Origin of the sequence: Aquabacterium humicola, from assembly GCF_030167915.1 — a bacterium.
Classification (GTDB): Bacteria; Pseudomonadota; Gammaproteobacteria; order Burkholderiales; family Burkholderiaceae_C; genus Pseudaquabacterium; species Pseudaquabacterium humicola.
Genome location: NZ_JARGNB010000001.1, coordinates 1,175,712 through 1,189,182, shown reverse-complemented (window position 1 = coordinate 1,189,182; position 13,471 = coordinate 1,175,712). Strand labels below are relative to the sequence as shown.

8 protein-coding genes are annotated in these 13,471 nt (G+C 71.8%); 2 read left to right on the top strand and 6 right to left on the bottom strand.

Going from position 1 to position 13,471, the window contains the following annotated elements; translation table 11 throughout:
- Positions 1 to 40 precede the first annotated feature (40 nt).
- The 3 genes from P1K89_RS05245 to P1K89_RS05235 form a co-directional block, all read right to left on the bottom strand.
- Positions 41 to 5,398: an AAA family ATPase gene (locus P1K89_RS05245; RefSeq protein ID WP_284615314.1), complete on the bottom strand. Its 5,358-nt coding sequence runs from the start codon at positions 5,396 to 5,398 to the stop codon at positions 41 to 43.
- A 16-nt stretch (positions 5,399 to 5,414) separates the two neighbouring features.
- Positions 5,415 to 6,161 (bottom strand): hypothetical protein, encoded by a 747-nt coding sequence (locus tag P1K89_RS05240; RefSeq protein ID WP_284615313.1) that lies wholly within the window; start codon positions 6,159 to 6,161, stop codon positions 5,415 to 5,417.
- A gap of 80 nt (positions 6,162 to 6,241) precedes the next feature.
- Positions 6,242 to 7,039, bottom strand: coding sequence for a gamma-glutamylcyclotransferase family protein (locus P1K89_RS05235; RefSeq protein ID WP_284615312.1), 798 nt, complete (start codon positions 7,037 to 7,039; stop codon positions 6,242 to 6,244).
- Between the two features lie 91 nt (positions 7,040 to 7,130).
- On the opposite strand from P1K89_RS05235, the gene P1K89_RS05230 reads away from it, so the two are divergent.
- Together P1K89_RS05230 and P1K89_RS05225 are read left to right on the top strand one after the other, a co-directional pair.
- The gene (locus tag P1K89_RS05230; RefSeq protein ID WP_284615311.1) at positions 7,131 to 9,584 is read left to right on the top strand and encodes an alkaline phosphatase family protein; all 2,454 of its coding nucleotides are present in this window, start codon (positions 7,131 to 7,133) and stop codon (positions 9,582 to 9,584) included.
- Between the two features lie 16 nt (positions 9,585 to 9,600).
- Positions 9,601 to 10,971, top strand: a complete 1,371-nt coding sequence (locus P1K89_RS05225; protein ID WP_284615310.1) for a hypothetical protein — start codon at positions 9,601 to 9,603, stop codon at positions 10,969 to 10,971.
- A gap of 24 nt (positions 10,972 to 10,995) precedes the next feature.
- Here the strand turns inward: P1K89_RS05225 and P1K89_RS05220 are convergent, their stop codons facing one another.
- From P1K89_RS05220 to P1K89_RS05210, 3 genes are all read right to left on the bottom strand, one after another.
- Complete coding sequence (locus tag P1K89_RS05220; RefSeq protein ID WP_284615309.1) at positions 10,996 to 11,949, bottom strand: OmpA family protein; 954 nt, start codon at positions 11,947 to 11,949, stop codon at positions 10,996 to 10,998.
- Between the two features lie 53 nt (positions 11,950 to 12,002).
- Positions 12,003 to 12,383, bottom strand: coding sequence for a DUF4398 domain-containing protein (locus P1K89_RS05215; protein ID WP_284615308.1), 381 nt, complete (start codon positions 12,381 to 12,383; stop codon positions 12,003 to 12,005).
- 135 nt (positions 12,384 to 12,518) lie between these two features.
- On the bottom strand, positions 12,519 to 13,445 hold the full coding sequence (locus P1K89_RS05210; RefSeq protein WP_284615307.1) for a sensor histidine kinase: 927 nt from the start codon (positions 13,443 to 13,445) through the stop codon (positions 12,519 to 12,521).
- Between the last annotated feature and the right edge of the window lie 26 nt (positions 13,446 to 13,471).

Genomic DNA, 13,471 nt, shown 5'->3' with positions numbered 1-13,471 from the left:
GCCGCCGCCGGGCTCGTCGCTAACCTGCTTCTGGAGCGTCCTATTTGCTTGCCAGCCGCTCGACGCCGCGCCAGTCGGCCGGCGGCGCCTGCGTTCGGTAGCGCAGGCAGCGCTCGACGAACAGCGGCGGCACCGCGTCGTCGGGATCGGCGCGGCAGGCCGCCTCGAACAGCGACAGCGCGGTGGCGAACTCGCGCGCGCGATAGAGCTCGCCGGCGCGCTCGAGCAGCTCGCGCGTGGCCAGCCGGGCATCGCGGCGGGCCGGCGTCTCGGCGTCGAGCACCTCGTACAGCGCGACCGGCGCATCGCGGCCCTTCACCGCGACGCGGTCGACGCAGCGCAGTGCCCAAGCCTCGGGCCGGGCCAGCGCGGCGCGGGTATCGTCGCTGATCAGGAAACGCGCGCCGTAGGGCTTGGTCAGCTGCTCGATGCGCGAGGCCAGGTTCACGCTGTCGCCGACCACCGAGCACTGCAGCCGCTGATCGCTGCCGACGGTGCCCAGCACCACCGGCCCGGTGTGCAGCCCGACGCCCATGCGCAGCTGCGGCTGCCCGAGCGCCGCCGAACGGCGGTTGAAGGCCTCGAGCGCGCGCCACATGCCGACGCCGGCATGCACCGCGGCATCGCTGGCGAGCTGGTCGAACAGCGCCTTGATCTCGTCCCCTGCAAACGAGTCGATGAAGCCGCCGGCCGCGGCGATCGGTTCGCCCATCGCGTCGAAATAGCCGTTGAGCAGCCCCATCACGTCGCGCGGCGGCAGGCGTTCGGCCAGCGGCGTGAAGCCGCGCAGGTCCGAGAACATCACGCTCATCGTCTTGCCGACGTGTTCGCCGGGGTCGACCATCGCGATGTCCGGGCGGTTCAGGCTCTCGAGGAACTCGCGCGGCACGAAGCGGCGCTGCGCCTTGATCAGCCGCGCCTGCTCGTCGTAGAGCCGCGCGTTCTCGATCGCCACCGCCACCTGCGCGCACAGCGCGCGCACCAGCGCGACACGCGCCGGCCCGAACACGCCGGCGGCGATGCGGTTCTCCATGTACAGCGCGCCCTCGAGCTGGCCCTGGCGCAGCAGCGGCAGGCACAGCAGCGACTGCGGCTGCGCGCTGCGCAGGTAGGCGTCGCGCGCCGCGTGCTCGCTGCGGCGCGCGTCGTGCAGCACCACCGGCTCGCGGGTATTGAGCACCTGGTAGACGAGGCTGACCGGCAGCAGCGCGGCGGCCTGCGGGCCGTCCAGCACGAGCTCGGTCGACGGGGCCGCGGGCGCCTCTCCGGCCAGACCCTCTATCGTCCAATGGGCGTGGCGGCGCACGACGAAGCAGCCGCGCTGGCCGCCGGCGTTCTCCAGCATGATCGCCAGCGTCGTCGACCACAGCTGCTCGGCGACCACCTCGCCGGCGATCGCCTGCGCCGACTTCATCAGCGCGTCGAGGTCCAGCCGCTCGGTGCCGATCCCGGCCGCGCCGGGCGCCGCGCCCGGCGCGCCGCCGGGGTCGGCGAACCAGTCGGGGTGGCGCGCACGCAGCAGGTCCAGCTTGCGGCGGGCCCCCCAGTGCTCGTAGAGCCGCCACGCGGTGCGCAGGTGGCCCTCGGCGGCGGCGCCGCGCCCCAGCGCCAGCAGATGCGCGGCGGCGAGCTCGTGGGCCTGCGCCTCGTCGCGCCGCCAGCCGTGGCGCTCGGCCAGCCGTTGGGCCTGCTCGTAGTGGCGCAGCGCGGCGTCGGCATGGCCGTCCAGCCGCGCGAGCTCGGCGCGCATCAGTGCATGCAGGTGCGCGAAGTTCTCGGGGCAATGCCGCGCCCAGCGCGCCATGCGGCGCAGCCCGGCCTGCAGCTGTACTCGCCACCCAGCCGCTTCGGCCGCCGCGCGGCCCGGCAGCAGCGCCGCTCGCACCAGGAAGGCGACCAGCACAAAGCGAACCAGCTGCGGCAGCGACATCGACGAGGCCAGCAGCTGCTCCTGCGCCAGCACATGCGGCAACGCGGCCTCGGGCGCGTCGTGCAGGCAGGCGACCTCGGCCTTGTAGATGTGGAAGTTCGCGACGCCGGTCATGAAGCGGCGTGCGTGCATGCCGGCGAGGACCTGCTGCTCGTCGAAGCCGTCGTCGGACAGCGACAGCGCATCGCGCGTGCGGCCGAGCAGGCAGCGCTGCATCTGCAGGAACAGCGAGCCCGAGTCGAACGAGTCGCGGTAGCCGGTGTCGCGCACGATGCGCAGGTACTCGGCATGCTCGCGCTCGGCGCGTTCGAGGTCGAGCCGCGGGTCCCAGATGATGCAGTCCTGCGCGTTGTAAGCCAGGTACAGCAGGTCGCCCGACTGGTAGCCCGATTCGATGCCGCGCCGGAACCACGGCGTCAGCGTGCTCCAGTGGTTGCTCCAGTGGTGGATGAACATCGCGTGCACGTACATCACGCGCGACTTCAGCGCGATGTCGTCGAGGCGGTCGTTCATCGCCACCGCGAGGCAGCCGAACTCGTGCCCGAGCGCCGGGTCGTCCAGCGCGCCGCACAGCAGCATGCCGTAGGCCGCGTAGGCGAAGGCCGATTCCGCGCTGTGGCCGTGCGCCAGCGAGATGTTCACCGACTTCAGCACGAGGTAGGGGAACAGGTTGCCGCTGCCGGACAGGAACGCGGCCGGGAAGATCTCCATCAGCAGCCGGATCGCGATGCGCTGCGCCGGATCGGCGAGCGCCGGCGCGTCGATCAGCGCGGCGATGCGGCGTCCGGCGAGGTGACGCTTCACCGCGGCGCGTTCGCGCGCGATCACCGCCGCGCTCGGTGATTCGCTGATCGGGATGCCCAGCAGCGCCAGGCCCTGGATCGCGCTGCGGATCGACGCTTCCATGCGGCCGGTGGTGCTGTACTGGCGCGTGCGCATCGACAGGATGTCGGCGCGCTGCAGATCGCTCTTCGCATGCGCCAGCAGCTGTTCGAGCCAGTGCTCGGCCTCGTCGGTGCGGCCGGTCAGGTAAGTGCACTGCTGCACCTCGGTGGCCAGCGCCATCGCCAGGTCGATCAGCTCGGGCCCGCGCTGCCACGCATCGGCGGGCAGCAGCTCCTGGCCGATGCGCAGGTAGGCCAGCGCCGATTCGTAGGCCGACGAGCGCTGCGCGCGCAGCCCGGCCTCCAGGTTCAGCCGCGCCAGTTCCAGGCGTTCGGCCTCGCTGTCGATCAGCCGCCGGCCCTGGTTCAGGTGGCCGACGATGTCGATCAGGCGCTCGTGCAGCTCGGCCGCAGTGGCATGGCGCTTCATCAGCCGGCCCACCGACAGGTGCACCGCCTGGCGCCGCTGCTCGTCGATCAGCGCGTAGGCGGCCTGCTGCACGCGGTCGTGCTGGAAGCGGTAGCGCGGGTTGATCGCGCCGGCCTCGTCGTCCCCCTGGCCGGCGAGGCGGTAGCCGTCGTCCAGCGGCTGGATGACGTGGCGCTGCAGCGCGGGCATCAGCTCGCGCGCGGTGCGCGAAGGCGGCAGCTCGGCGGTGATGGCCAGCGTGCGCAGGTCGAAGCTGTTGCCGATGCAGGCCGCCAGCTGCAGCATCAGCGGCGTGATCGGCGGCAGCTCGCGCAGGTTCGCCAGCACGAACTCGACGACGCCGGCGCCGGCGTCGCAGCGCCGCACCGCATCGAGGTCCCAGCGCCAGCGGCCGACCTCCGACACGAAGCGGATCGCGCCGGCGCGTTCCAGCGTCGCCAGCAGCTCGCCGAGGAAGAACGGGTTGCCCTGCGCACGTTCCTGCAGCAGCAGGGCGAGCGGCAGGCAGTCGGCCGGTTCGACATGCAGCGTGTCGGCCAGCAACTGCTGCACCGCGTCGACCGGCAGCGGCCCGACCTGCAGCCGGTGCAGGGTGCGCCCGTTCGGCCGAGCCTGCGCGATCTCGTCGAGCGTCAGCTGCAGCGGATGGCCGACGCTGACCTCGTTGCTGCGGAAGGCGCCGATCAGCAGCAGGTGCGGCAGGTCGCGCGCGCCGGCGAGCCAGCGCAGCAGCTGCAGCGTCGAGGTGTCGCCGAACTGCAGGTCGTCGAGGAAGATCAGCACCGGCTGCTCGGCGGCGATCGTGCGCAGGAAGTCGACCAGCGCGATCTGGAAGCGGTTCTGCGCCTCGGTGCGCGGCAGCTCCGGCACCGGAGGCTGCGGGCCGAGCAGCTGGCCGAGCTCGGGCACCAGGTCGACCAGCACCTGGCCGTTCGGCGCGACGGCCTGCTGCAGCCGCTCGCGCCAGCGCGCGCGGTGCGGCGCGTCCTCGACCAGCCATTGCCGCACGCCGTCGCGCAGCGCGGCGGCCAGCGCCGCGTACGGCGTGCCGCGCTGGAACTGGTCGAACTTGCCCTGCAGCAGGTAGCCGTTGCGCGGCAGCAGCTGCCGCGCGGCTTCGCCGACCAGCGCCGACTTGCCGATGCCCGAGCTGCCCTCGACCGTGCACAGCTCCAGCGTGCCCTGCGCGACCTGCTCGATCAGCGCCGACAGCGCGGCCAGCTCCGGCTCGCGGCCGTAGAGCTTCTGCGGCACGTGCAGCCGCGGCGAGACATCCTGGTGGCCCAGCGCGAAGGCCGTGATGCGGCCCTGCTGCTTCAGCTCGCGGCGGCAGCGCTGCAGGTCCTCGATCAGGCCGTAGGCGCTCTGGTAGCGGTCCTCGGCGTTCTTGGCCATCAGCTTGGCGACGATCGCAGCGACCGTGTCGGGGATCGACGGATCGAGCTCCTGCGGCGGGCGCGGCGCCTTGCCGATGTGCGCGTGCACCCAGCCCAGCACCGTGTCGGCCTGCAGCGGCCAGCGGCCGGTCAGCAGCTCGTACAGCAGCACGCCCAGCGCGTAGTGGTCGCTGCGGTAGTCGAGCTCGCGGTTCATGCGCCCGGTCTGCTCGGGCGACATGTACGGCAGCGCGGCGGCGAACTCGCGCCCGAGTGCATCGTCCTGGCGCTCGCGCGACAGCTCGGACGCGAGGCTGAAGTCGATCAGCCGCAGGCTCGGCACCGTGCCCGCGCCACCGCCGTCGATGAGCACGCTGTCGGGGCTCAGGTTCTTGTGCACGATGGCGCCGGCATGCAGCGGCGCCAGCGATTGCGCCAGCACGATGGCCAGGTCCAGCCACTGCGCGAGCGGCACGCGCCGGCCCGGGAACTGGTCCAGCCAGAGCGCCAGCGAGGTGCCGAAGGGCGCCATCACCAGCGCGACATTGCCGTGGCCGTGGTTCACCAGCTCGTGCACGCGCACCACCGGCGCTTCGCCCTGCAGCCGCTGCAGGATCTGGAACTCGCGCTGCAGCGCGGCGACCTGCGTGCGGTTCGGAAAGACCGCGGCCAGCGTCTTGATGATCACCGGCTGGCCGTCGGACTCGCGCACCGCCCGCCAGACGATGCGCGCGGCGCCGCGGTGCACCGGCTCGCCGAGGCGGTAGCCGGGGATCATCGCGGTGCCGCGTCCTTCAGCTTGCAAAGACCTGCGCGAAGCGCTCGCCGAAGGCTTCGCGCGCGCTGTCCTTCAGCGGGCTGCCGTGGCCGGGCAGCACATGGCGGAAGTCGAGCGCCATCAGCCGCTCGAAGTCGCCGCCCTGCGGCTCGTTGAACTGTCGCCACGCCGGGCCGATGTTGGCCGGCGTGAAGAAGCCCATCTGCGTCATCATCGCGCGCGACTCGTCGGAGAAGAACGCATCGGGGGCGAGCCAGTTCTGCAGCGCGTCGCAGGCGACGAGGATGCCGCCCTCGCGGCCGAGGTGCAGGATGGCCTCGGGCAGCTTGGTCTGGCGGAACAGGAACACCGAGGCATCGGGCAGCGGCGCGGCGCCGTCGTCGACCAGCGGCCGGTCGGCCTCGATGCCGGGGGCGGGAGGCACGCCGGCCGTCGCCCAGTAGGTGGCCTTCGGATGGCGGTGCTTGTAGAACGCATCGTCCTGGCCGTGCAGCGCCCCGAGGCGCACGATGTTCGTCACGGTGCCCAGCGCGTCGAGCGCGGCGAGCCCCGCGTCGTCGAGCCGCACGGTGTTGACGAGCGTCAATTCGCGGCCGCTCGAGATCACCGTCATGTTGCGGCTGAAGTGCCAGTGCGCGCCCATCAGCACCGTCTTCATCGTGCCGGTCACCAGGTGCACGCCGGGGAAGACCGGCTGCAGCTCACCGTGGGGCAGCGCGGGCGCGAAATCGGGCGTGGCGGACGTGGTGGACATGGCGGACATGGAACCCTCCTCGCTCGACCGGTCGAGCAAGCCGAGGTTACGCCGCGCGCCGCAGCGCGGCAATGCGATTGCGGCGCAGGTCACACAGGGCTTGACCGCTCGCGCCGGAAGCGGCCGACGTAGCGGTACTCCGCGGCATAGCCGTGCAGATAGTCGTCCAGGTACTGGCGCTGCGCGGGGCTCGGCGCGTCGAGCACGTCCAGGTCCTCGATGCCGCTGGCGCCGTCGAGCCGGCGCAAGTGGTGCAGCGTCATGTCGCGGCCGCCGTAGTGCGGCCACAACAGACGGTGCTGCCAGCGCGCGTCGGCCATGTCGAAGACCGCGTCGTCCAGCGCGGTCCAGGTCGGCTGGCCCGCCAGCGCCGCCGCGTCGATCAGCGGCCATTCGCCCGGCGGATGCACGAAGCGCGGCGCCGGCGTCCGCGCGAGCACTGGCTGCGCCGCGAGGCGCTGCACATAGTCGGCATCGAGCCCGGCGGCCTGCGCGCCCTGCAGCAGGATGTTCAGGTAGCGCCGCGTCGGCAGGCAGGTCTCGTCGACGAAGGCCGGCGTGCCGACGTAGGCCAGCGCGCGCCGCGGGCCATCGGCGGTGAGCACGTCGAGCTCGATGCGGTCGTAGCCCTGCGGGTAGGCCTCGGCGATGTCCAGCAGCGCCAGCGAGTCGCGCGGGCAGCGGTGCAGCACGCCGCAGACGCGATCTGCCGCCGCACCCGGCACGATGTTGCCGACGCCGCCTTCGTGCGCGAAGAAGTGCCGCACGTTGAAGCGCAGGCGCCAGCCGGCCAGTTGCGCCGGGCAGGACGCGAGCGGCTGCACGCCCTTGGCGAGCAGCGAACGCGCGTCCATGTTCGAGCCGTAGCCGAAGTAGAGGAAGTCCATCGCGGGCGCACCGAAGCGAGTGCATTTATTCTCCTCGCGCTTGTGCCGTCCCGCGAGTAGCATCGCGCCGGGCTGTACGAGGAGGTGCTTCATGGCGACCGTTCCCGTCTCGCGTCACGAGTTCGTGCTGAGCCGACGGACCGACAGCGACGAGTACGCCGTGTGGCGCTTCGATCCCGATGCGCCCGAGCTGCTCACCGCACTCGGCAGCACACCGGCCGGCAGCGGCCCGCGCCCGAGCTTCGACCGCACGCACCAGATCGTGCAGATCGGCGCCTACCTGCTCGAATGGGGGCCGCAGACGCTGAAGGCGTATCAGCCGTGCTTCCCGTTCCGGCTGCTGCGCTTCGATGCCAGCGCGGCCGATCCGTTGAACCTGCCGTCGGCCAGCGTGCAGAAGGGCCTGTGGACCAAGACCAAGTTCTGGGCCTACCGCCCGGATTTCGGCAACCCGCAGGGTGCGCACGAGGGCTTCGATTCCGGCGAGCAGCTGATGCTGCTGCCGCTGGGTGGCTTCGTGCTCAACGTGATACCCACCGAAGGACGCGGCACCTACCAGCTGTGGAACTTCGATCCCGGCTCGCAGCAGCCGCGCCAGGGCCGGCCGCCCTCGTGCGGCGGCCTCGATCCGCTGCCGGCGCCGTACACGCCGCAGGGCAGCTTCGACCAGATCGAGTTCGGCCACGAGCTGCTGCCGATGAACAATTACGTGCTCGACCGCGAGCGCGCGAGCGGGCAATGGGCGCTCTACAGCTTCGATCCGCAGGGCCAGCCGCCGCTGGCCCTGCCGGCGGTGCAGTCGGGGCGCTGGACCGACGGCGACGCCGGCATCGACGCCACCCACGAGCTGGTGCCCATCGGCGACCTGGTGCTCGACTGGACCCCCGCCGACCGGCGCTACCGCCTGTGGCGCTTCGACCCGCACGACCCGGCGGTGCTTGTCGGCGCGAAGAACGGCCCGAAGGGCGTGCCGCTGCGCAGCGGCACGCTGCCCGCGGGCTTCGACGCGCAGACCACGCTGCTGGGCATCCAGCCGCCTATCCCGGTGGACACGGCGCGCGCGGCCCAGCCCGGCACGGTGGACTTCATGCGCAGCCGCATCAAGCATGTCGTCTACCTGATGCTGGAGAACCGCTCGTTCGACCACCTGCTCGGCTGGCTGCACGCGAAGGGCGATGCCGGCCTGCGCTTCATCGGCGACGACCGGCCCTTCGACGGCGCGTCGACGGCGATGTTCAACGTCGACCCGAGCACCAACGACCGCGCGGTGCACCTGAAGCAATTCCTCGACGGCCAGCCGTTCGACGGCGAGCGCACCAGCGACTTCCTGCCGCAGGACCCGTACCACGACAAGAGCGACGTGCTGCGGCAGTGCTTCTTCACCAACCGGCAGGGCTACTCGCAGCGTGCGAAGCCGGACATGGGCGGCTTCGTCTGGAACAACGGCGTCGACCAGGTGATGTGGACCTACACGCCCGAGCAGCTGAGCGTCATCAACGGGCTGGCGAAGAGCTTCGCGGTCAGCGACGAGTGGTTCTGCTCGATGCCCGGCGCCACCGACCCGAACCGCGCGTTCGCGTTCAGCGGCTCGGCGATGATGAAGCTGAACAACTGGCAGAACGGCAACGACTACCTCTACTGGCCGGACTACCCGCACCGCCAGTCGATCTGGAAGGTGCTGTGGAGCCAGGGCATCGGCGACTGGAAGATCTACCACTCGGTGGAGTGGATGAACTTCGTGCACACCTACCACCTGTACCTGCAGGGGCAGATCCCCACCGTCGACAAGACGCCGTCGAACTGGATCTCGACCATCGACCAGTTCAAGGCCGATGCGCGCACCGGCAACCTGCCGGCCTTCAGCTTCCTCGAGCCGGCATGGATCGCGCCGGTGGGCACCACCAGCTACCACCCGGGCGCGGACCTCGTGCCCGGCGAGCAGGCGCTCAACGAGATCTACGAAGCGCTGCGCGGCGGCCCGCACTGGGAACAGACCCTCTTCGTGATCACCTTCGACGAGCACGGCGGCATCTACGACCATGTGCCACCGCCGTATGCGCGCAACCCGTGGCCGAACGACGTCAACGACGGCTTCGCCTACGACATGATGGGCGTGCGCGTGCCGGCGATCGTGGTTTCGCCGTGGATCGACGAGAAGACCGTGTTCCGCTCCGGGCAGCCGACCCCGTTCGACCACACGTCGATCCTCGCGACGCTGCTGCAGTGGTTCGGCGTACCGCGCGCGCGCTGGGCGCTGGGCGACCGCACGGACGAGGCGCCCGGCTTCGAGGCGGTGCTGTCGCGCAAGACGGCGCGCACCGATGCGCCGGTGAGCTTCCCGGTTCCGCACGATGCCAGCTTCGCGGCCCAGGCCACGCCGCCGCGCATCAGCGACCTGCAGAAGCTGATGCTGCCGCGCATCGTCGCCGCGCTGCGGCCGTCGGCCGACGCGCAGGAGGCCACGCGCATCGCCGACGAGCTGCTGGCCACCAGCGGCGATGCCACCGAGCTGCACGACGCGCTGCAGCGGCTGGCCCGGTCCTGATCCGAAGGGAGACGCCATGAAGAGCTTGCTGTGCCGCGGGTTGGCGGCGATCGCGGCCTGGCTGCCGCTGGTACTGCCCGCGCATGCCGCGCCGGCAGCGCCAAAGGCGGACGCGTCCTCGGTGAGTTATCAGCTCGGCACGCTGGACACCGTGCGCAGCCTGTACCCCGATGCCTCGTGGCTGCCGGCGCCGTACCAGCCCTACTACAAGGACCTCGCGGAGACGATCCGCAAGTACACGCTGCAGTCGCTGCAGCGCGACGGCGTCGAGAATCCGACGGTCGACGTGCAGGTCCAGGGCACCGGCGCAGCGGCGAAGGTCAGCGTGACGATCCGCCCGCGCAACGCGGTGACGCAGCGCTACGCGACGGTGCATCCGGCCTTCCTGGCGCGCGGCCAGGCGGCACGCACCGGGGTCGCGGCCTGCGAGAAGGACAAGGCGTGCTGGAAGGACGACTCGGCGACCCGGCCGCATCCGCACGGCGGACCGCAGCCGTGGGCGCTGTACCTGCCTTTCGGCATGGCGATGGCCAAGGCGCAGGGCGTGATGTTCATGGACTACCCGCCGGCGGTCTCGCTGCAGCAGGCCGACTACCTGAGCAACTTCACGATGTGCCGCTGGAACCAGGTGATGGGTGCGGCCGGCAGCCCCAATCCGCTGGAGAACGCGGTGATCATCGACGCGCGGCCGATCGCCGCGCCGGGGGCGGGCGAGGACGCGCTGATGCCCAATCCCGCGACCTGGTTCAACAGCAAGACCGGCGCGGAGTACCTGACGCCGATGCTGCAGCTGCGCACCGCGCGCGCCGGCACGAAGGCGGCGACCACCTTGCCGGTCACCGTGTTCGGCGCGACGCCGCGCGCCGCCTGGGGCGAGCTGGTCGGCCAGAAGAACCTGCATGTCGGCAGCGTCGGCAGCACCGCGCTCGGCGGGCAGAAGGCGAAGACACCGTGGCTGGCCACCAACCATCCCGACGTCACGACCTACAACTGCTGCCCGGGCGACGGCAGTGCGTCGTGCAAGGGCAGCACCCGGCTGGTGGAGAGCGCGCAGACCGACTTCATCGCCGCCTGCTGGACGCTGGCGATGAGCGGCGCGAAGCCACCGGCGCCGGATGCCGCCCACCAGCAGTGCACCGCCGCGTGGAAGGACCAGCCGACACCGGCGAACAAGCAGGCGCTGTGCGTGCAGGCGAAGTTCGACAACCAGAACAAGGCCGCGCGCTGCAGCACCTACGAGGAGGCCTGGAACTACTGCGCCGCGCACGGCGGCAACCCGTGCGCGACGCTGGACTGCCAGGTCGATGCCAAGGCCGAGCCGAACCCGCCACTGCCCCCGCCGGACAAGCGCCCGTGGGGCTCGGCGAAGGCCTGCGCGATGTTCTAGCAGCCTGCGCGATGTTCTCGCCGGCTAGCGGCGCGCGCGCACCGGCTGGTCGTTCTCGGCGATGTAGATCTCGACGCGGCGGTTCATCGCCCGGTTGCTGTCGGTGAGGTTGTCGGCGACCGGATAGGCCTCGCCATAACCGACGGTGGTCACGCGCTGGCCGGACACGCCCATCGCGCCGAGCATCGTATTGACGGCGTCGGCGCGCCGGCGCGACAGCGCTTCGTTGCTCGCGGCCGAGCCGATGTTGTCGGTGTGGCCCTCGATCAGGATCACGCGGCCCGGGTAGACCTGCAGGAACTCGGCCAGCTTGCGCAGCGAGACGCTGGCGGCCGGCTTGACCGTGGCCTGGTTGGTTTCGAACAGCACGTCCCCCAAGGTCACCAGCAGGCCGCGTTCGGTCTGCGTGGCCTGCAGGGCGTTCAGGCGCTGCTGCAGCTCGGCGGTCTGCTGCTGCGCGTCGGCGGCCTGGGCCTGGGCCGTCGCGCTGCGCTGGTCGGCGCTGTCGGCGCGCTGCGCGGAGATGTCGGCCCGCTGCGCGGAGAGGGCGGCCTGCTCGCGCGCCATCCCGGCCTGGGCCTGCGCGACGCCGGTCTGCGCGCGGGCGCGCTGTGCCTCGGCGGTGCGCATGTCGGCGCGCATGCGTTCACGCTCGACCTGGGTGCCGGCGATCGCCGCCTCGTTGCCCTTGGCCTGCGCCGCGGCCATCGCGGTGCGTGCCTGCTGACCCGCAATGTACGCGGCACTGTCGATGGCGCTCGACGAGCGGTCCTCGGCGAACAGCGTGTTCGCGCGCTGCAGCGCATCGACGGCCTTCTTCAGTTCGAGCGGCGCGAGCGAGGCGACCGCGGGATCGGCTTCGGCCTGTCGCAGCGCGGAACGCGCTTCGACCAGCGCCGGGGGCGGCATCGGGGTGCTGGCGCAGGCGCCGAGCAGCAGGCTGCCCAGCAGCGCGCCGGTGGTGAGGGTGTGGTTCATGCTTCGGTTCTCCGGGATTCGGGGGGCGGCCACGGGGCCGCGGAAGGTGGTGTTCACTTGCGGCCGGCTTCGTCGCGCAGCTGGCGCAGCCCGTCGCGCACTTCGGCCAGCGCGCGCTGCGAGCGCAGCGCCCGCGCCTGGGCCTCGGCCAGCGTGGCGTCGGCCTCGGCCTGCTCGGCCAGCTCGCGTGCCAGCACGTGGTCGCCGGCGGTGCGGGCGGCGTCGGCGCGTGCGATCTTGCTGCGCGCCGCGGCCAGCAGCAGCGGCGCGTCGGCGGCGGCGGACGAGTTCGCGCGTTCGACGGCGGCCTGGCCGACGGCCAGTTGTTCGTTCGGCGGCGGCGTGCTGGCACAGGCCGACAGCAGCAGCACGGCCCCCGCGGCGGTCAGGGCGATGAGGGACAGCGGTCGGTGGTTCGGGGCGGTGCGGGGCATGGAGGCTCCCTCTCGGGTTCGCACCGCGGACGGGTTGGCGGGCGAAGGCCCGGTTCGCTGAGGTGGTGGATCACTCTGGGTGGACGCGCCTCGGCGGTCCATCGGACAAGCCGACGACCGGCTGTGGGACAGGCACTACACCGCCGCGGCGCCCCCGGCCGGGGCCAGCGTCGACGGCGGCAGGGTCACCAGGATCAACGCGCCGTGCCCCGGCGAGGACTCGATGGCCAACGTGCCGCCTTCGGCCGCGACGCGATAGCGCATGCCGACCAGGCCATAGGCGGCGCGCGTGGCGGTGTGCGTGTCGAAGCCGATGCCGTCGTCGCGCACCGAGGCCAGGACGGCGCCCTCGTGCAGCGCCAGGCTGATCCACACGTTGCGGGCTTGCGCGTACTTGCTGATGTTGGTCAGGGCCTCCTGCACCAGCCGGTAGACCACCAGCTCGGCATTCGGCCGCAGGCGCAGCGGCTCGATCGTGCGGTGCACGTCGATGCCCGAGGCGTCGGCGAACTCGCGGCACAGGATCTCCAGCGTCGTCGGCAGCCCCAGCATCGTCAGCGCCGAGGGGCGCAGGTTCTCGATGATGCGGGCCTTCATCGCGGCGATGCTGTTGAGCGTTTCGACCAGGTGGGCGAGGCGCTCCTGGGCCTCGGGCGCGGCGCCGCCCAGCCGCGACTTGATGCGGGCTGCATCGAGCCGCGCCGAGGTGAGCAGCGAGCCGAGCTCGTCGTGCAGCTCGCGCGCCAGGCGGTTGCGCTCGTCCTCGCGCGCCGTCTGCAGGTGGTGCGTCAGGTCGGTCAGCTGCGCGGTGCGCTGCAGCACCTCGAGCTGCAGCCGGTCGTTCGCCGACGCCATCTGCTGCTGCGCCTCGTGCTCCCGCCGCGTGAGCGCGGCGGTCTGCCGCAGGAACAGCACCAGCGCGATCAGGCTGGCCGCGCTCAGCGCCGCCAGGCTGTACGAGCCCCCGCCGGCGAACTGGAACAGCAGCAGCACCGCCGCCGCGACCGCCACGGGCACGGTGACCGGGCGGCGCTGCAGCACCGTCAGCAGGCTCGAGACCATGGCAGTCCTAGGACAACGACTACGCC